We start from the raw sequence: 20,084 nt of genomic DNA on the forward strand, positions 1-20,084 counted from the left end.
TTTTAGGCTTGATTTTTGTCTTACATCATATATAACCAATTTAAAATGAAATTATGAAAACTTTAAAATATTTATTGATAGGAATTGTATTCCTTTCTTTTAGTCCTTCACATGCTCAGCTTTCAGTAAATGTAAATATTGGAACTCCACCAGCATGGGGCCCTGCCGGTTATGATGATGTTCGTTATTATTACCTGCCTGATATTGAAACTTACTATGATGTCAACACATCAAATTATGTCTATATCAGTAACGGAAAATGGATAAGAGCCAGATCATTACCTTCTGTCTATAGAAATTATGATCTTTATAATGAATATAAAGTGGTATTGACTAATTACAGAGGAGATAGACCTTATGACAATTTTAAAACCCATAAAGTAAAATATGGAAAAGGCTATAAAGGGAAACCACAAAAAACAATCGGGCAAAAACCTGGTAAAGGAAATAATAAAGAAGCAAAACACAATGGTCATCGTGGAAATGACAAAGGAAAAGGAAAAGGAAAACATTAAAAAAGAGGCTGCCCGAAAGGTCAGCCTCTTGGTTTTTACAAAGGACTGAAAGTCTCCCTATTTTTAAAACCGGGATAAAATTTTAATCTGATACCAGGCCAATTTAAACGCTAAGGCTTTATACATTTTTTTGCGTTACTAAACTACTGCAATAAATTGCAATGTTTTAAACCCTGACCTAAGGTCAATAAATCAATATTATAGCCGACTACGACCATGGATCAAGCACTACTTTTACACAGCCATCTTCCTTTTTCTTAAAGATCTTGTAGGCATGGGAAATTTGCGACAGAGGCAATCTATGTGTAATAATATCATCTAATTTTACCTTTCCCTGAATTACATATTCCAAAAGTTTATCTATATGTTTGTGGGCAGGTGCTTGTCCTCCCTTAAGTATGATTCCTTTATCAAAAAACTGGCCAATAGGAAAATTATCATAATTTACCGGATAAACACCCAGAACCGAAACAATCCCACTTCTTCTTACGGCACTCATACAGGCTTCCAAAACTTTTGTAGATCCTTTTTCAAAATTAATCGTAGCTTTTATACGATCAGCAAAATCCCTGTCGGGTTCAAAACCCACGGCATCAATACAAACATCTGCTCCACGACCTTGGGTGAGTGACCTAATATGTTCTACAACATCTTTAGCATCATCCTCCCAAAGTATTGTTGTTGCCTTAGTTGTTGCTTTTGCTTTATCAAGTCTGTATTGCACTGTATCAACAATAATTACTTGTGCTGCACCGAGCAACCATGCACTTTTGGCAGCCATCAAACCTACTGGCCCTGAGCCAAAGATTGCTACCGTCTCTCCTCCTTGTACTTCACCCCAATCAACTCCGGTATATCCGGTAGGAAAAATATCTGTCAGGAAAAGCACCTGCTCGTCTGTTAAATCCTCAGGAACCATTCTTGGTCCGTAATTAGCATAAGGAACCCGGACATATTGCGATTGACCTCCGTCATATCCTCCGTATAAATCAGTATAACCAAAAAGTGCCCCTCCTTTCTCTGTCAGTATACCACCCTCTGGTCCATAATGTTCCGGATTACTATGTTCGCAGTTTCCCGGAACATCATGGTTGCAAAAAAAACAATTTCCGCAAGCGATAGGAAAAGGAACAACAACACGATCACCCCTTTTAAGATAGGTTACTGCTGATCCCGTTTCTTCTACTATTCCCATAAATTCATGTCCGAGCACCATGGGCCTAGGTTGCGGAAGTCCTCCGGAATAGATGTGCAGATCAGATCCGCATATGGCGGTTGAGGTAACCTTCAAAATAATATCATCTTTTTCTACTAGTTTGGGATCATCTACTGTCTCGTATTGTATTGAACCCGGTCCGTGTATAACAGCTGCTTTCATATGTTGAATTTTAAAAATTTAAAAAAATCTAATTAACTAATACAAAAGGACTTATGATTATATCTTTTAATAAAATAATTACATAAAAAACACAATGGCAATCATATAAAATTTACAATTAAAATTGTAAGAATCTCATTTTTGACATTAGTTAGCTTTGATATTCAGATCTGATATAAAATATTAAACCTTACACTATGAATAAACTGAATACATTAAAAAACTCTAGTATTACTTCGGGTGGAAATGTTTCATTTTGGATTGATTCCTCAGCAATTATGTCCTATAACAAACCATATCAGGATATTATAACAGAAGTACTTATTATTGGCGGCGGAATTGCAGGTCTTACTACAGCTTATAAGTTGCTCAAAGCAGGTAAAAAAGTAGTATTAGTTGAAGATGGCTTCATTGGCAGCGGCGAATCCGGACGTACAACAGCACACTTAACCTGCGCTCTTGATGATCGTTATTATTTTCTGGAAAATACTTTTGGTGAAGAAGATACAAAATTAGCCGCCGAAAGTCATGCTGCAGCAATTGATGAAATTGAAAAAATTGTTAACACTTTAAATATAGACTGCTCGTTTAAAAGAGTAAATGGTTATTTATTTCTGCATCCAACTGATAAGGAGAAAAGTTTAGACCAAGAATTCCAGGCTACTCAAAAAGCAGGATTACAGACTTCATTGCTAAAAGGAATTCCTGCATTGGCAAATTGCGAAAAGCAGCGATGCCTGGCTTTTAGCAATCAGGCACAATTTCATATTCTGCATTATCTTAAAGGACTTGCTAATGTCATTGTTTCTCTTGGAGGTATTATTTATACAGAAGCTCATGCTGAAGAAATTACGAAAAAAGGGGCACAAGTAAATGGCTATACTTTTTCTGCGGACCATATAGTGGTCGCCACCAATACCCCGATCAATGATACTTTAACAATGCACACCAAACAACATGCTTACCGAAGTTATGTTATTGGAGGAAAAATTCCAAAAGGAAAAATTCCTTACTCTCTTTGGTGGGATACAGGAGATCAGGAATCAAAATGGGTTTCTCAACCTTATCATTATGTACGTCTTGAAAATTATGATGACGAATATGATTTACTGATTTCAGGTGGAGAAGACCATAAAACCGGTCAGGCAGATGAGGAAGATATTTCTCAACTGGAAAGATATGACAGACTGGAAGCCTGGACACGAAATTATTTCCCGATGCTGGATGATATATCTTACAGATGGTCCGGACAGGTTATGGAACCTGTCGATTCATTGGGTTATATGGGTAAGAATCCCGGAGATGACAATATTTATATAATTACCGGAGATTCGGGAAATGGTATGACACATACTACCATTGGTGCCATGATTATCTGTGACAGTATTATGGGAATTAAAAATAAGTGGGAGGATTTATACAGTCCATCAAGAATAACACTAAAAACTGCTGGCGATTTTGTTAAGGAAGCGGGTAACATGGCTTCACAATATCTGGATTGGATAAAAGGATCGGACTTGAAAAACACAGCAGATTTACCAACAGGAGCTGGTGGCGTACTTTCGTCTGGCCTGAAAAAAATTGCGGTTTATCGTGATTATGACAATACTTTAAAAGCTTTTTCTGCCGTATGTCCTCATTTAGGATGCATTGTGCAATGGAATGGTGATGAAAAATCTTTTGACTGCCCGTGTCATGGTTCCCGATTTGACACAGAAGGAGCTGTCATTAATGGCCCTGCGGCAACAGATTTACCTAAAATTCATATCAAATAGAATAATATGAAAGCGATTATACTATTGGCAACTTTAAAAAATAAGGGGCGTTCAAATACAGAAACCTTAGTGGAATTTCTAGGAGAATATCTGACCCAACAAAATATTGAATTTGAAGTAATCAAACTGGCAAGCCATACTATTGTTCCCGGAACATTTACCCACATGAATACAAAAGATGACTGGCCGGATATCTACAATAAAATTCTGGAAGCAAAAATTTTGTTATTTGCAACTCCCATTTGGTGGAACAATCATTCATCAGAACTTCAAAGATGTATTGAAAGACTGGATGAGGTTTATGATGTTATCCTTCAAGGTGAAGATTCTCCGCTTGATGGCAAAATTGGCGGTGTAATCGTTACAGGAGATTCAGACGGTGTTGAACATATTACCGGAAACATTGCTAATTTTTTCTGCAGTATCGGTGTTACTGTTCCTCCTTATACCTCACTTGGCATTATTTGGGAAGGTCATGCTAAAGATTCAAAAAACACAAAAGCACAACTCCTGAAGTATTACAAACGCACCTATGCAAAAGATGCAGAAGCAATGGCAGAGTCTTTGAAAAAGGCAGCAAAATAATGAAATTTAGTATTCCTAAATTCTAAAACAAACAGTGTACTTCCTTGTTGCAATTTGTTTCATACTGATATTAATGTTGTTGTCGCACTCACGACAATTATGTTTTAACAGAGAACCTGAAAGTACATTTTTTTTCAAAAAATTAATCATATAAACCCCAGCCCATGAATACCTATACTTTATTACAAATCATTGTTTCGGCAATATCGACAACATCTGTAATGACATTCTTTAGTTATGCAGTTTCGGCAAGTGCAAGGGAATTGTATAAAGAACCTGTATTGCTTAGCTATACTTTAGGTACCAGGCATTGAAGTATCAACACCAGTGAGAGTATAACCTTAGGATGGTTTTTGCATTATCCTATCGGTTTGGCTTTTGTTATCACTTATCCTTAATTTATGGATTTATGATAGTATAGAAATGTCATGGCGTGCAACTTTTCTATTAGGAGCAATAAGTGGTATTATTGGCATATTGGCTGGGTGGTTTTTATTGGAGTTGTACCGAAAAAACCCAATATTGATTTTTAAGGGATATTACATACAACTTTTTGTAGCCCCATGTCTATTTTTACCATAGTTGCATTTGTTGTCTATAAACTTTTTATCTGATGTTATCCGAATACTTATCATCAGTTAATTCTATAATAATGAACGAAAATACTATAAAGCAAAAAACCATAAAGGACTTATTTTTAACTTATTACAAATACAATTATTAACATTATGAAAAACAATGAAAATATAAGAAATCCGCTTACAGAATATATGAAACCTCCTTATGATGAAAAAAAGCAGGAGCTTCCGGGATATGAAGCTTTCATGAATATAAAACCGGATCATGGAGAAAACTCTTATGTAGGATCAGGTAAATTAAAAGGAAGAAAGGCAATAATAACTGGTGGCGATTCTGGTATAGGAAGAGCTGTTGCCATTGCCTTTGCCCGTGAAGGGGCTGATGTTGTCATTTCTTATTTAGATGAACATGCCGATGCAAAAGAAACAGCAGATTATATTGAAAAAGCAGGACAAAAAGCAATATTGCTTCCGGGAGATATTAGTAAGGAAGAACAATGTATCTCAATTGTTAACCAGGCCGTTGAACAAATTGGCGGAATTGATATTATAGTAAACAATGCAGCTTATCAAATGTCCAGAGATTCATTACAAGATATTTCTACAGAGGAATGGGAGACAACTTTTAAAGTCAACATTCATCCCATGTTTTATATTTGTAAAGCTGCTGAACACTATCTTGAGCCAGGAAGTACAATTATAAACACAACTTCTGTAAATGCCTATAAAGCACCTTCACACCTTATACCATATTCTGCAACAAAAGCAGCTATTCAAAATTTTACTGTAAGTCTTGCACAACTTTGGGCAGAAAAAGGCATTCGTGTTAATTGCGTGGCGCCAGGCCCTATCTGGACGCCTCTTATTCCGGCCACACTTAAGGCAGAAAAGGTAGAGCAATTTGGCTCAGACACACCTTTAAAACGAGCAGGACAACCAGCTGAACTGGCAGCCGCATATGTATTACTCGCCTCACATGATTCCAGTTATATGACTGGATCCACTGTTCAGGTAACTGGCGGTTATCCTACTATTTAAAAATAAAAATCAATAAAAAAGTAAGAATTATGGAACCAATAACAACATCTCCGGCACAAAATCAAAAAAGTTCAAAGCTATCGATGCTTAAAAAAAATGTATCAACACTTGAAAGAATCGCCATGATAACCAGTGGCGGTTATCTTTTATACAAAGGTTTATCGCAGGAAAATAAAAGTATCGCAAAAATCGGCAGCGGCAGCGCAATGCTATTAAGAGGTCTTTCCGGATATTGTCCTGTCTATGATGCTGTTGACCATCTTAAAAATGACAAAGCATCAAACGTCAATATTCGAATAAACAGTGTAATCAATAAACCTGTTAATGAAGTGTATACTTTCTGGCGTGATTTTGAAAACCTGCCAAAATTCATGACTCATCTCGAATCAGTTAAACCTTTGAGTTACACCACTTCAAAATGGACAGCTAAAGGCCCTGCCGGAATAGGGAAATTGAGTTGGAAAGCAGAAATTGTGAAAGACGAAAAAGACAAACTTATCAGTTGGAACTCACTGCCGGATTCATCCATACAAAATGCAGGAAAAGTAGTTTTCAGGCCAAGCGGAAAAAACACGGAAATTATTGTAACAATCTCATATCATGCTCCTCTCGGAATTGCAGGAGAAGGCGCGGCAAAATTGCTAAATCCGTTTTTTGAAAAATTGGTAAGAGAAGATCTTATGAATTTCAAGACCTATTTGGAATCTGTTTAATTCCTTTTTTATTCTAAAACAAAAAATAAGCCGTCTCAGTTTTGGGACGGCTTATTTATTGAATTGCATAATCAAAATAACATTTCCTGATTATGAAGATTATTACCGCTTAGAAGCTATTCTCTGTTGGCAGAAGACGTTGAATCTGCTCTCACATTTGGATTTCCTTTTTGTGTGGTTCCGGCTGATCCTGAACCGGTAGAGCTTTCTCCTGTTGCACCTGTAGTTCCAGTGGTTCCGGAATTCACATTCGTTGTATCCACATTTGGCCCGATAGTATCAACTGCCATCTCCGTAGAATCAATTTCACTATTGTAATTATCTGCCGGGGCAGTTTCATTCTTTTTGCAAGAGAATGCAAGACCAGTCAGAACAAGCAGGAATGCTAATTTGGATTTGAATAATGTTTTCATAATAATTCACTTTAAATGTTATAATTCTAAAATTAATTTAAACGAAAAAAAACAGTTTACATAATTCCTAATAATAATTACACATTAAAGACCTGTAAATTATATAATCAGCAACCATTTATTTGTAAGAAATCATACGGCAACCCGGGTACATTTGTACAGATTTGAAAGTAGAACCCATACAAGTTGTTTTTCAACAATAATTCATTCTTAAATTATAAGCACTATGATAAATAATAATGTAAAAAAAATCTCGAAAAATGGCCCTGATAAAGCAAATTTATTAAACGATGAAACCCCGCAATATTATGACATGATAGTCTTTTGTCATTTAAGATGGCAATTTGTTTATCAACGACCCCAGCATATTATCAGTCGATTGTCACCTGCTGTGAAAGTTTTGTTTATTGAAGAGCCATTAACAAACAATTTAAACGAAAAATCAGGAAATCTTATTGTAATTAATGACAACTTACATGTATTGCAACCCAATGTAAAAGACATAGAGTCTATAGCCGGAATAATTCCTGAATATATTAAAAATAAATCTATCCCGGTAGGATGGTTTTATTCAGCTTCATTTTCACCATTACTGCAACAACTCAATTTCGAAACCGTTGTATATGATTGTATGGATGAACTTTCTTTATTTAAAGGTGCTCCGGAACATTTAATCAATCAGGAAAAATATCTGATGGCACATGCCGATATTATATTTACCGGAGGAAAATCATTATACGAATCAAAAAAACAGTGGCACGCCAATGTGCATTGCTTTCCGAACTCAGTAGATGAATCCCATTTTACAAAAGCCTTGAATGATAGTACTGTTCCTCATGATATTGCCAATTTACAATCTCCGGTTGTAGGTTATTATGGCGTTATTGATGAGCGTATCGATTTAGCGCTTCTTCATAAAACTGCTCTTAAGTTACCCAATGTTTCTTTTGTGATGATTGGACCTTTGGCAAAAATTGATGAAACAGATCTTCCAAAAGAAGCTAACATCCATTATTTTGGAATGAAATCTTATGAAGAATTGCCATATTACCTGAAAGCATTTGATATTGCCATAATGCCTTTTGCATTAAACGATACAACCAAATATATAAGCCCAACCCAAACTTTAGAGTATATAGCGGCAGGAAAACCAATTATCTCAACTAAAATCACAGATGTCATACGCGATTACAACAGATGTGTAAGCTTAATTGAAACAGCTGATGAATTTTGCGAAGCCATAACCTTTTTATTGGATAAAACTGACCGTTTATCTATGGAATTGGAATATTACAAAATCCTTAAAAAAACATCCTGGGATGCGACTGCTGACCGTATGAAATCAATCATTAAAACTTTTGCAAAATGAAAACATATCGACATTTTAATTCCTGATGCCGGTATACCGGGATTTGTTTTGGCTGAACGTTATGCCTTACTCGGAAAAAGAGTTTTGATTATTGAAAAACGCCACTACATTGCAGGAAACGGAAGTTTATTTTACAGGAATCATAAAATACAGACGCCCCGTAAACCAAAAATCAAGACCACTGGAGTAAAAGATTTTATTGTTGACGAAAGAGAACCTTATGATCTCCAATCCAAATTTGTGGTATCAGGAAATTATTTTGTGGACAACAGAACAGGATCTTCATAATATTGAACATTTTGATAATTATTAGGAACATCTAAAGGATTTGTAATTACGAACTAAATTTATTTTTATGCCTTCGGAAATAGTTATTAAATGCAGTAAAGCAATAGCAGCAAAAGGATGGAATATCGCTTTTGCCGAAAGTGCCACAGCCGGAAGAATGAGTGCTGAATTTTCGATGACAAAAAATTCCGGAAAAATTTTACGGGGAGGAATTGTTTGCTACGAAGTATTCGTTAAAGAACAATTTCTAAATGTTCCTCAAAACGTTATTGAAAAACATACCCCTGAATCTGCAGAAGTTACTCAAATACTGGCACAACAGGCCGCCAAATTATTCAATACTAAAATAACTGTCGCCATAACCGGACTAACTACTCCTGGCGGAAGTGAAACTGATGATAAACCAGTTGGCACTATTTTTCTGTATATCATTACTCCTGGTAAAAAAATTAATCACGAAGAAGTCTTTAAAGGTTCTTCTGAAGAAATTATATTACAGGCAATTGATAAAACAGCAGAACTCATTATTGAGAATATTGCCAGCCTGTAAAAAATGATAAAAAAACCTGTAATCAATACAAAATGTGATTACAGGTTTTTTATGAAGTGTGATAGAATAATTATTCTTCATCTTCTTCTAAAGCTTCAAAATTGATATTATTATAAGCTGTTTCAGTTAAAAGCGTATCAGCTTCTTTTTCCTCCTCAAGAGTCTGTTGCAGTAATATCAAAGCTTCATCTTCACCCAGGGTTTGGGCAAATGCTGCCAATGTACCGTAAGTTGCAATTTCATAGTGCTCATTTTTTTGTGAGGCACAAACTACATACTGGCTCACACTGCTAACAGGCAGTATCCTCTCCCTGAAAAAAAAGTGGAAATATTATCAGGAGTGGCATAATACGGCATTTTTTCACTGGAAAGTTCCAAAATGCCTAATAGAAAACTATATTCCTGACGGACTGGAACTTGATACATACGATAATATTGCCTGGGTATCGCTTGTATCTTTTGAGGTAAAAAATATGAGGGTGCGAAATCTACCGCCTCTTCCCTATTTATCTGATTTTCAAGAAATAAATATCCGAACTTATGTTGTAAAAGATGGTATTCCTGGAATTTATTTATTCTCTATTGAAACAGATAAACTTATCGAAGTCTTGCTGACACGGGTTTTTATTGGACTTCCGTATAAAAAATCCAGCATTAAACGGGAAGCTAATCGGTTATCCAATAACAATATATTCTCAAATAACCATTTAGATATTCAATTCCAAGGCAATTCTCCTTTAATAAAGAAATCAGAACTGGATTTTTGGTTAACAGAAAGACATTCGCTTTACGAAAAATGCCATACAAAACTATGCCGGTTTGATATCCATCATAAAGAATGGGAACTTAATGCACTGAATGCAAAAATTAACAAAATAAAATATAGTGCCGGAAGATATAATCTTAATGTATATCCGGATAAAATTCAATATTCAAAAAAACTGGATATTGTATTATGGGGAAAGAAACCCCTCTAATGAATACAAATCATTTAGCCGAGAAAGCGGATCAAAAAGGAACAGCTTCTAAAAGCACTTCAAAATCTGTCAAAGACGACAAAACAACAAATAAAACAAAGAAATAATTTTTAAAACAAAGTATTATGAATATAGATGAAAGAGAAAATTACAGCCAGGATGGTCAGTCTTTTCAAAATGATGCACCATACAAAGATACAGACGATTTAGATCCGGATGATTACGAAGAAAATAACCTTATAGAAGACGATGATCCTGACGAGGATTATAACACCGAAGAGGAGCACGATTTAGAAGATGATGATTTGGAAGAAGAAAATGATTATGAAAGTGATTTTAATGGAACAAATTAGATAATGACATTAATGAAACTGGTTCTCAACAACCTCGGGAATTGTAAATTTTTAAATTTAGAAACCGTTTGAACTTATTTTCAGACGGTTTTTATTTGCTGTAAACAAATTATACACATGGGAATTATGTAACAATAAAGAATAATTATACAAATTAAAATTATATCCGGTTTAATATTTTTGTTTTTATGAATACGTTAATCTACTAAAAATAACTCCATGCGCCTCCCAAATCAGACAAAATCTAACTTTAACTTAAAATTTTTTTTACTGCTGTTTCTTGTAGCTCTTGTAAATATCAATTGCGAACATTGTGATGATGAAGATTACATTAGAGAACAAGAAGAAAATACAACCGTAAAACAGCCAGGCACAAAAGTTTTAAATAAATAAAGAAAAGCCTAATTTAAAAATAGGCTTTTCTTTAATCTACTTCTCATTAAATTGGCATTAAGGTCTTGGAGTACCTAAAGTATCACGACGCATTGCCGGATCAGTAGATTTAGTTTTCGTTGTGTTTTTGTCGGTACGATGTTTTTTAATCGTATCCGTCTTATAAGTCGGATTGTCACTTCCTTTTTTACTTTTCTTAATCGTATCAGAAGTACTTGTTGATTGTTTTGTTTTAGTTGGGGTTTCCTGCGCATATATACCTCCAAAAAAAACAAGCATTACGGCTGTTAAAAATACTCTTTTCATAACATCAATTTTAATTAATAATTTGATTTTAAGATAAATACATTTAATAAATATTTTTACAAAACAAATTTTGCAAAGAAATCAGACTAATTTTTACACATTATCCACCTTTATTTTACATGATTACCACATATTGTATGTATTAAATTTTAATCAGTAAAAACTCCTTATCTTTGATTATTAACCTATTTTACTGTACAATCATGATAACCGCAGATATAAAAAACCCACCCAAATCAATACAAAATTTCCCGGTCGTTGGTATTGGAGCTTCTGCCGGTGGACTGGATGCCTTTAAAAAATTACTCGCAGCAATACCCGGAGATTCCGGAATGGCTTTTGTTATTGTTCAGCACTTATCCCCCGACCATCACAGCAGCCTTACAGAAATATTATCTGCCCATTCTAAAATACCAGTTCATGAAATAATTAGCAATATAAATCTGGCACCCAATCATGTCTACATAATTCCTGAAAATAATCTTCTGATAGCAGAAGATGGTGTTTTAAAACTTAAACAGAGAACCCGTAAAGAAAGGCGGAATAATACTATAGACATTTTTTTTGAATCTCTCGCAGATGTCCATAGAACTTTTGCTATTGGCGTTATACTTTCAGGAACAGGTTTTGATGGCACATTAGGATTCAAAAAAATTAAGGAATTAGGAGGTGCCACCATAGCCCAGGATCCTGAAACTGCAGCATTTAAGGGGATGCCTCAGAGCGCTATTGATACTGATGCAGCAGATTATATATTAGCACCAGAGAAAATCCCGTCTCAATTGCTGGAAATACAACAGAGTTATATTACCAATTATGGCTATACGGAAGAGGAACATATTCCAACAAATGATGAGGCGATCCTCTTACAGATTATCAATCTTATTTTTTTAAGAACAGGTAATGATTTTCGGTATTATAAGCAACCTACAATAAGACGGCGTATTGCCCGAAGAATGGTCATAGCAGAAAGAAACACTATAGAAGATTACTATAATTTTCTAAGAAACAACAAAAATGAGCAAGATCTCTTGTTTAATGATTTTCTAATTCATGTAACCTATTTTTTCAGGGATCAGGAAGCTTTTGAGAACCTGTCTAAAACTGTTTTTCCTTCATTAATCAAAAATATAACAAATAATAACCTGAGGATTTGGGTAGCCGGATGTTCTACTGGTGAGGAAGCCTATTCATTAGCTATCTGCCTTCATGAATACCTGTTAGAAACCAACAATAAAAACATCAAAGTTCAGATTTTTGCGTCAGACATATCCGAAAAATGCATTACAAAAGCCAGATCTGCTATCTATACTTATCAGGACGTCCAGCAAATATCAGAAGAAAGGTTGCATAACTACTTTACAAGAAGTGATGGTAATTACCATATCAACAAGGTAATTCGCGATATGTGCATTTTTGCTGTACATAATTTTATAAAAGATCCTGCTTTTGCCAGAATTGATTTGGTTTCCTGTCGCAATGTGCTTATCTATTTTGATCCTTATTTGCAAAATAAAGTTTTGGGATCCTTTCATTATTCGCTTAAAGACACCGGATTTCTGTTTCTTGGAAAATCAGAATCAGCAATTAATTCTCAGGATCTGTTTGAGAGTATAGAAAAACACGAAAAAATTTATATTCGCAAATTTGTACCTGGCAGATATGAGGTTAAGCCATATAAACCAGCTCAAAGCAATTTACAGGTAAAAATGAAACCCTCTGAAATAAAAACTATCCCTGAGGATGATTTCAGAAAGACAGCATCAGACATTTTATTTACAAAGTATACGCCCGCTAGTGTAATAATCAATAAAAATCTTGAAATTGTTCACTTTCATGGTGACACAAGTCCATTTTTATTGCCTCCACAGGGAAAACCCAATTTTAATATTCTAAAAATGGCACGTGAAGGTATTTGTTTTGAATTACAGAATGCCATCTTAAAAGTTAAAGAAGAAAAATTAAACATCCGAAAAGATAATATTCAAGTCAAAAATCAACCTTATACTATCTCTTTTGAAATAGTTTTGCTTCAAAGTGATGATGAATACCTTATGGTTCTTTTTTATAAGATAATGCTCCCGGAGGCAGATTCTAAAAAAAAATTACTGGAAAAAAAATCAGAACAAAAACGTATTGACGAACTTGAGAGTGAGTTGTCACAATTACGGGAAAATATTAAAAGAGTAACAGAAGAGCAACAAACTGCTTTTGAAGAATTACAAACAAGTAATGAAGAATTATTGAGCAGCGGGGAAGAACTTCAGGCAATGAATGAAGAGCTGGAAACTTCAACAGAAGAACTTCAGTCTAATAATGAAGAATTGATGTGTGTTAATGATGAACTTATGGATCGTCAGCAACAGCTTATATCCATGCGGAATTATTCAGAATCAATCGTCAAAACCATTCGCGAGCCATTATTAATTGTAGATAAGGATTTTATCATTAAAAGTGCTAACCCGGCATTTTATAAATACTTTAGTACAACTGAAAGTGTAACAGAAGGTTATAGCCTTTTTGAAATTGGCAATTGCCAATGGGACATTCCTGAATTTAGGCAACAAATTGTTAAAATCGATAATCAATTTTCTATAGAAGACTTAAAAATTGATACTATTTGCGCTGATATTGGAAAAAAAACAATGATAGTAAATGCACGTCGCATTCTAAATTCTACACCTGAAGGCATGATTCTTCTGGCACTCGAAGATATTACGGATTTGGTTACCTCAAATGAACTATTGACGGCAAAGAATTTTGAATTGCAAAAACACAATGAACAACTGGAAGCTTTTACCTCTGCCGCGAGTCACGATTTACAAGAGCCCCTCCGGAAAATTAATATGTTCTGCAAAAGAATTTTTGAAAAGGAAGAAAATTTAAGCGAATCCGGAAAACATAATCTTGAACGCGTCATATTTTCAGTATCTAATATGAGCCAGTTAATTGCAGATCTCATTAATTATTCGAGAATTAACTTTATAGAAAAAGAATACAAAAAAACAGATTTGAATTTGCTTTTAAAAAAGACGCTAAATGACTTAAAAGATACTATTAACGAAAAAGATGCCTCAATTTCATTAAGTCCCTTACCGCAATTAAATATAATCCCTTATCAGATTCAACAGTTATTCACTAATTTAATAACCAACTCAATAAAATATACCAAAGAAGATGATACGCCTCAAATAAAAATTGAGACGGATCGGCCTTCAACTGAGGAAATTATTGAAATTGGGGGAAATCCGGAAATCAATTATGCTAAAATTTGTGTTGCTGATAATGGAATAGGTTTTAACAAAGATTATGAAACCCGAATTTTTGAACCTTTTTACAGATTACACAATAATGATCAATATAGTGGCAGTGGTCTTGGTCTTACCTTAGTTAAAAAAATAGTAGCCAATCATCACGGATTTATAAGAGCTTCAAGCAAGCAGAATTTGGGTACAACAATGTCTATTTATATTCCACTGTAAAAATTAAAATTGGGTAATTTATGTGCCCATTTTTTTTATGTTAATTTTCAATCTTATCTTTTTTGTGTTTCTCTACTTTATTCTTTTTCCAGTATTGGATTATGTTTTCAATAACCTCCTTGAATTTTTCATACCTGTAAGGTTTTATAAAATAACTCTGAGTTGGTATAGAATAAGAATCTATTACAAAACACTGGTTAAAAAGTGTTGTAAAGAACATACAAGGGCAATTCATCTTCAAACATATAGCATTATAAACAACCTGCTCTTTATGAAACAACCTTATATCTGAAAAAACTATAAAAGGCTTGATTTTTTCTGAAACTAAATAGTTTTGCGCATCGCTGCAAGAATCAAAGCAGAGTATTTTATTGGATAATTCTAACTCTGAAAAAATATCTACAAATAATTGGCGATCTTCTTGATTATCCTCAATAAGCACAATAGGTCCTTCTTCATTATTCATAACAAATATTTTTTAAGTTAATAACTACAGAATATTCTTATTTCAAATATTTAAGTTTTTAAACTTTATTATTTACATAATTTCCCTGAAACCTTATACAATTCACATCTTTTAAAATCATATAAATATTATTCCTTTAGCTAATTGAATAACCATAACCGCCCGTAATGTCAAAAATGCGTTAAAAACACATTCCCGATAGGAGTTTTACGTAATAAAAAATACATTTGTTTAAACGAATAAAGTGAGTTTATCACGTATAAGAAACATAATTGTATGAATTATGAAAAATTTATTTTCTGCCTCGAAGGTGTTCACGATATAGATATTGTTACCACTACTGCTGTGGTTAAAAGCCTGGAGGAAATTGCTATTGAACAGGGCATTACCAGTATCTACAAAAGCTGTGATACCATTGAAGGCTTAGAAGAAAGCCTTAATGCCTTACTTTATGAAGATCATAATTTTAAAGATTATGAAATTATTTACTTCGTTATGCCGGGCGAACCCAATAACATTTGCCTTCATGATTATTATTACAGCCTGGAAGAAATAGCAGAGCTCTTTGAAGGAAAGATGAAAGGGAAAGTTATACATTTTGCCAATAAAAAAATATTAGACTTAAATAATGAAGAAGCCCAATATTTTTTAGACATTACAGGTGCCCGTGCGATTTTAGGCTACGGATCATCTTATAATAAAATAGCAAGCTCCAGTACAATCGATAAGGCTTTTTTTAGTTTGTATCAGGAAAATGATAACCTTACTGAGGTTGTTGAGGAATTATATCAAAAGCATTATGCACTCTGTAAATTGTTGGATTTTAGAATGTATTATTAAAAAGTTAATCTAACAGAAAAATAATTAGAAAATTACAAAGCAAAAAAAGGAGAATATTCTAAAAAATGAATATTCTCCTTTTTAATATTTTGAGAAATAAACTAGTTAGTTCATTAATACTTTTGCAGATTTTTCTCCTTCTGCAGATTTTGATCTTACCACATAAATACCTGTGTTTAAATCAAAACTTGTATCAGATCCCGTTTTAAATGATTTAACCAAAACACCACTAATTCCATAAACATCAACTTGTGTATCTGATTTTACATTAGATATAAAAACCAGTTTTCCGTTTGAGTATACGTTTGATGCTGCGTCAGCTTGGAAGTCCTTAGTAGAAAGTGAAGCATCTGTTGATTCAATTTTAAAATAATTAATTGCTGCAGTAGAATAAACATAAATAGTACCTGTACCTCCAGTATAATTTACAGATAGAAAAAGTGGCTTATTTACATCTTCAGATGTTAACTCACCTAAAAGAGTAGTTCCATCACTTATTTGGCATTTACGTCCTCCAGTTCCATTAACTCTAAACCACACTTTTACTGTAGTTGGTCCAGTAACAGGAAAACTAAAATAACGACTTGTCGGTAAGTTACTCGCAGCACCGGCACTAGAACCACCCGACTTAAATTCCTGAGCTGATGTATAACCATCTTCAGTCCAAGTAAGCTCTTTGGATGCAGTTAATGCAAAACCAGCCCCACCAACCTCAGTTATTGGCGGATCACCTACTGTTGTTGTCCCGACAAGAGCTGTAGTGTTTGAAGCAGGCCACAATGTCGTATTGTTACCCATATCCCAACTTCTTTGAGCATTCATTGAAAATGCAGTGAAAAGCACAATCGTAGTTAAATAAAGTAATTTTCTTTTCATAATTTTAGTTTAAATAGTTAATAATTACACTTGTAATCGATTACATAAAATTAATGCTTTTTTTTATTAAATCATATTTTTTAAGATTTTTTTTTACACATCTTTTATAAATAAGTTAATTATTTCTTTATTAAAGAATTTACGGAATCGTAGTTAGTATTATAAGAAAAAAGCAAGCCCTAAAAAAGAATTTAGAGACTTGCTTTTTGAAATAATTAATGTTAAAATCTAATAATTAATACGTCATAATTTTTACAGATTTCTGTCCATCTGAAGCTTTAACCATAACAATCCAAGCTCCATTTTGAAATTCAAAATCAACATCCTGATTTATTTTAAATGATTTTACCTTAGTTCCTGTAATACTATAAATAGCAACAGAAGTTTCTGATTTTACATTTGAAATGGCAATTCTGTTTTTATATCCAAATACATTAACAGCAGAAACTGGCATATTATCTTTAACCCCTAAACTTTCATTAGAAATTAATTGCGGTAACGGATCCCAGTTATCACTTCCTTTTGTAAAATTGAAAGTTGTAATTGGTGTACCATCAGTAAGTGTAGGTACAACTAATTTAGTAGCCCAGGCAGCACGGCTTGCTGAATTATCTACACCTGAATTTTCGATAGTTCCGTATTCGTACATTTTAGCAGATTCTGCGTTACCCAATGAATTATTCCATCCTAGAGGCAAAATTAATGATTGACCTGTATAAGAAGGATTAGTAGAAGTTTCAATAGTAGTGTTATAAAAAACAACTTCACTGGTTACAGCTGCCCAAGGGCGACCAAAATAACCTGGTTTAGATCCGTAAGCAGATGCAGTTTCTGTACCAGGAACTGCAGATGTAACTTTACACTCATACATCAAATAACCTCTTCCTGTAGCTTGTTGTGCAGCTGTTATATAACACACGTCACTGCTCGCATCACTAGTATTCATTGCAAAATCTGTTTTATAAAAAACTGCATTCATACCTCCAAAAATATAATCAGTAGCTCCCATCATAACTCCTTTATAAACGACAACCCTTGCTGTTGTTCCTCCGAAGAAAGAATCCTGACGTCCAATAACACGACATTTATTTAATATCACTTTATCAATACCATTTTTAACAGCAAAGGCCGCTGCTCTTTCTACAAAGCTTTTATCCTGAACAGCAGTACTTCCGTATGTTGTTGGACGAACTCCTTTATTACCTGATCCCAACTCAACAACATCCTGAGATTCTTTTAATGAGATATATTGATTATAAGAGTTCTCAATAATGATATCTTCTGCTATAAATCCGTTTGCACTAATCAGCAATGTTGCATTCCAATAAGAGTTATTAGTAGTTCCGCTTACATTTGTATAGGGCTGATAACCATTTTCTTTATTCACTCTTAAAACATCGGCATCCCATTTTTGATTGCTTTTCATGCTATAATAGTTGTACCCTATTCCATAATAAGAAGTAATCCTTACAGCTCCGGCCGCAATATCAACTCCTTTATTTAACAAATTAATATTTGGCGTTGCAGCCGTATTTTTTAAAGTAACATTAGCCTGGGTAATATCTATCATTTCTTCATAATTCCCGGGATCAATCATAATCGTAACACGATCTGTACTGGTACGAGTCATTCTTGAAACATCAGCAAGGGCCGCATTAATTGTTTTGTATATTTTATTGGTACCAACAGTAAGAACTGAAGTATAAGGAATACTTCCGGTTGGTGCAGGTGCTACAAAATCAAGCGTTTTAGAAACAGCAGCATCAGTTACTTTTAAATTAGAAGTTAAAGTCATCACCACAACACTGCCATTCAAACCACTGTAAGTAATAACATAAGTACCATTACGCAAATTGATTGGGACTCCTGGTGCAAAAGTATAAACATATCCACTTTCATTCAAGTTAGTAAATGTCAATGTCAAACTATTAATTTGAGTAGCATCTAAGCCAGTCGTTGTAATCGTTACAGGATAAACAGGTTTATTAGTAAATGCAACATCCGCAGTAGTTGTACCAGTGACAGTAATTGTATTAGCTAAAACTTCATAATCATTAACTCCCGTTGCAGACACCGTATATTGAGTGTTAGGTTCCAGTTCTACGGTATAAGTAGAATTCGCAGTATTGATGACTGGTTTCGGAATAAAAATTTTATTCGCTAATGGATCAGGAGTATAAGTTAAAGCTAGTTTAGAAATATCAGTTCCCAATCCGGTGACAGAACCAGATACAGTGAATAAATCTATTTTCAAGGCAACTATATTATAGCTTGTTGTTGTTGCTAAAACATTTAGAGAATCACCATTACTGATGATATAGCCGTTTGCATTTAACAAACTCATCTGGTAGGTATATCCTGCAGGCAGTGTTACATTATAAGTTCCGGAAGTTACAGGTGCAGTCCATACCTTTCCGGCAGGGTTTGTAAACACAACAGAGTACCCGGCTATTCCAGGAGCTGCAGTTTCATCTATAGTGCCTGTAATTGTGGTGTAAGTGGCAGGTTTTCTATAAATTCTAAAAAAACTGGCTTTCTGCGTTACATCAAAAATTCTATATGTTCCCTCTGTTTTAGCTACGAATTTAACTTCAGTAATAGCTCCGGAAGCTGATGTTATTGGGGATGAATCCTTTTGCAATAAATAATTAGATTCGAGTGCGAAAGTTAGTTGTCCTGTATCGGCATCACATCTTGCAATGATTGTAACTTCATCATTCTCGTTCAATTTCATGGATAAATATTTTGTGGAAGCCAAACCAGCAACTAGTGAAGGCACTCCATTCGCATACAACCTTCCTCTATAAGTTGTTGCATCTGGAACACTGGCAACATTAGCATCATAACGGGTTAATGCCGTATTTGTAGTTCTTAATCTGTCACTACTACCAACCCAACTTAATACATCAGCTGTAAATACAGTATTTCCCACGGTATTAGTTGTAGCAGCTGTACCAGAACTTCCCAACACACCATTTAAGGTGGATACGTTCAATAAATTATTATATAAATCAGCATCAAGAGAGGTGGCTCCAAAATCCCAAACATCAGTTTTTTGGGCATTAGCAAACGATACTGACAACAATATCGTAAAAAAAAGTAATTGTAATTTTGTTTTCATAAATTGGTTAAATTGGTTAAATAGTTAAGCAAATATATAACCCGTTAAGTGTTATTAAAATCAAAAAA

At 34.1% G+C, this 20,084-nt stretch carries 20 protein-coding genes and 1 pseudogene; 14 read left to right on the top strand and 7 right to left on the bottom strand.

Annotation, left to right across the window (positions count from 1 at the left end; genetic code table 11):
• The first annotated feature begins 53 nt into the window (after positions 1–53).
• Positions 54–515: a hypothetical protein gene (locus tag J2W48_RS03215; RefSeq protein WP_310278004.1), complete on the top strand. Its 462-nt coding sequence runs from the start codon at positions 54–56 to the stop codon at positions 513–515.
• A gap of 208 nt (positions 516–723) precedes the next feature.
• Here J2W48_RS03215 and J2W48_RS03220 read toward each other — a convergent pair whose 3' ends face one another.
• Positions 724–1,893 carry a zinc-dependent alcohol dehydrogenase gene (locus J2W48_RS03220; RefSeq protein WP_310278009.1) on the bottom strand — a complete coding sequence of 390 codons (1,170 nt, stop codon included), beginning with the start codon at positions 1,891–1,893 and terminating at the stop codon, positions 724–726.
• A 197-nt stretch (positions 1,894–2,090) separates the two neighbouring features.
• On the opposite strand from J2W48_RS03220, the gene J2W48_RS03225 reads away from it, so the two are divergent.
• The 5 genes from J2W48_RS03225 to J2W48_RS03245 all read left to right on the top strand — a co-directional run bounded on the left by J2W48_RS03225 (position 2,091) and on the right by J2W48_RS03245 (position 6,582).
• Positions 2,091–3,668, top strand: a complete 1,578-nt coding sequence (locus J2W48_RS03225; protein WP_310278012.1) for an FAD-dependent oxidoreductase — start codon at positions 2,091–2,093, stop codon at positions 3,666–3,668.
• Between the two features lie 6 nt (positions 3,669–3,674).
• On the top strand, positions 3,675–4,253 hold the full coding sequence (locus J2W48_RS03230; RefSeq protein WP_310278015.1) for a flavodoxin family protein: 579 nt from the start codon (positions 3,675–3,677) through the stop codon (positions 4,251–4,253).
• A 164-nt stretch (positions 4,254–4,417) separates the two neighbouring features.
• Entirely contained in the window at positions 4,418–4,567 is a 150-nt protein-coding gene (locus J2W48_RS03235; RefSeq protein ID WP_310278018.1) for a hypothetical protein, read from the top strand.
• Between the two features lie 414 nt (positions 4,568–4,981).
• Positions 4,982–5,869: an SDR family oxidoreductase gene (locus tag J2W48_RS03240; protein ID WP_310278021.1), complete on the top strand. Its 888-nt coding sequence runs from the start codon at positions 4,982–4,984 to the stop codon at positions 5,867–5,869.
• Between the two features lie 29 nt (positions 5,870–5,898).
• Positions 5,899–6,582, top strand: a complete 684-nt coding sequence (locus tag J2W48_RS03245; RefSeq protein WP_310278023.1) for an SRPBCC family protein — start codon at positions 5,899–5,901, stop codon at positions 6,580–6,582.
• A 116-nt stretch (positions 6,583–6,698) separates the two neighbouring features.
• Here the strand turns inward: J2W48_RS03245 and J2W48_RS03250 are convergent, their stop codons facing one another.
• On the bottom strand, positions 6,699–6,995 hold the full coding sequence (locus J2W48_RS03250; RefSeq protein WP_310278025.1) for a hypothetical protein: 297 nt from the start codon (positions 6,993–6,995) through the stop codon (positions 6,699–6,701).
• Between the two features lie 226 nt (positions 6,996–7,221).
• Here J2W48_RS03250 and J2W48_RS03255 point away from each other — a divergent pair, with 226 nt between their 5' ends.
• The 3 genes from J2W48_RS03255 to J2W48_RS03265 all read left to right on the top strand — a co-directional run bounded on the left by J2W48_RS03255 (position 7,222) and on the right by J2W48_RS03265 (position 9,202).
• Positions 7,222–8,364 carry a glycosyltransferase gene (locus J2W48_RS03255; RefSeq protein ID WP_310278027.1) on the top strand — a complete coding sequence of 381 codons (1,143 nt, stop codon included), beginning with the start codon at positions 7,222–7,224 and terminating at the stop codon, positions 8,362–8,364.
• A 48-nt stretch (positions 8,365–8,412) separates the two neighbouring features.
• Positions 8,413–8,652 carry a hypothetical protein gene (locus J2W48_RS03260; RefSeq protein WP_310278029.1) on the top strand — a complete coding sequence of 80 codons (240 nt, stop codon included), beginning with the start codon at positions 8,413–8,415 and terminating at the stop codon, positions 8,650–8,652.
• Positions 8,653–8,719: 67 nt separating this feature from the next.
• Positions 8,720–9,202, top strand: a complete 483-nt coding sequence (locus J2W48_RS03265; protein WP_310278031.1) for a CinA family protein — start codon at positions 8,720–8,722, stop codon at positions 9,200–9,202.
• 70 nt (positions 9,203–9,272) lie between these two features.
• Here J2W48_RS03265 and J2W48_RS03270 read toward each other — a convergent pair.
• Positions 9,273–9,476, bottom strand: a pseudogene (locus J2W48_RS03270) (DUF892 family protein); the annotation flags it as partial.
• Between the two features lie 37 nt (positions 9,477–9,513).
• On the opposite strand from J2W48_RS03270, the gene J2W48_RS03275 reads away from it, so the two are divergent.
• The 3 genes from J2W48_RS03275 (at position 9,514) to J2W48_RS03285 (ending at position 10,925) form a co-directional block, all read left to right on the top strand.
• On the top strand, positions 9,514–10,179 hold the full coding sequence (locus J2W48_RS03275; protein ID WP_310279138.1) for a YqjF family protein: 666 nt from the start codon (positions 9,514–9,516) through the stop codon (positions 10,177–10,179).
• A 125-nt stretch (positions 10,180–10,304) separates the two neighbouring features.
• Entirely contained in the window at positions 10,305–10,532 is a 228-nt protein-coding gene (locus tag J2W48_RS03280; RefSeq protein WP_310278033.1) for a hypothetical protein, read from the top strand.
• Positions 10,533–10,751: 219 nt separating this feature from the next.
• The gene (locus tag J2W48_RS03285; protein WP_310278036.1) at positions 10,752–10,925 is read left to right on the top strand and encodes a hypothetical protein; all 174 of its coding nucleotides are present in this window, start codon (positions 10,752–10,754) and stop codon (positions 10,923–10,925) included.
• Between the two features lie 57 nt (positions 10,926–10,982).
• Here J2W48_RS03285 and J2W48_RS03290 read toward each other — a convergent pair whose 3' ends face one another.
• Positions 10,983–11,231 (bottom strand): hypothetical protein, encoded by a 249-nt coding sequence (locus J2W48_RS03290; RefSeq protein WP_310278039.1) that lies wholly within the window; start codon positions 11,229–11,231, stop codon positions 10,983–10,985.
• Between the two features lie 203 nt (positions 11,232–11,434).
• Here J2W48_RS03290 and J2W48_RS03295 point away from each other — a divergent pair, with 203 nt between their 5' ends.
• Positions 11,435–14,713, top strand: coding sequence for a CheR family methyltransferase (locus J2W48_RS03295; protein ID WP_310278042.1), 3,279 nt, complete (start codon positions 11,435–11,437; stop codon positions 14,711–14,713).
• Between the two features lie 40 nt (positions 14,714–14,753).
• Here the strand turns inward: J2W48_RS03295 and J2W48_RS03300 are convergent, their stop codons facing one another.
• Positions 14,754–15,179: a response regulator gene (locus tag J2W48_RS03300; RefSeq protein ID WP_310278045.1), complete on the bottom strand. Its 426-nt coding sequence runs from the start codon at positions 15,177–15,179 to the stop codon at positions 14,754–14,756.
• 276 nt (positions 15,180–15,455) lie between these two features.
• Between J2W48_RS03300 and J2W48_RS03305 the strand changes: the two genes are divergently transcribed.
• Positions 15,456–16,019 carry a DUF6642 family protein gene (locus tag J2W48_RS03305; protein WP_310278048.1) on the top strand — a complete coding sequence of 188 codons (564 nt, stop codon included), beginning with the start codon at positions 15,456–15,458 and terminating at the stop codon, positions 16,017–16,019.
• A gap of 105 nt (positions 16,020–16,124) precedes the next feature.
• Here the strand turns inward: J2W48_RS03305 and J2W48_RS03310 are convergent, their stop codons facing one another.
• Together J2W48_RS03310 and J2W48_RS03315 are read right to left on the bottom strand one after the other, a co-directional pair.
• Positions 16,125–16,895 (bottom strand): T9SS type A sorting domain-containing protein, encoded by a 771-nt coding sequence (locus J2W48_RS03310; protein WP_310278051.1) that lies wholly within the window; start codon positions 16,893–16,895, stop codon positions 16,125–16,127.
• Between the two features lie 235 nt (positions 16,896–17,130).
• Entirely contained in the window at positions 17,131–20,016 is a 2,886-nt protein-coding gene (locus tag J2W48_RS03315) for a pectinesterase family protein (protein WP_310278053.1), read from the bottom strand.
• Between the last annotated feature and the right edge of the window lie 68 nt (positions 20,017–20,084).

It is taken from the genome of Flavobacterium piscis (assembly GCF_031457575.1).
In the GTDB taxonomy this organism is placed as follows: domain Bacteria; phylum Bacteroidota; class Bacteroidia; order Flavobacteriales; family Flavobacteriaceae; genus Flavobacterium; species Flavobacterium piscis_A.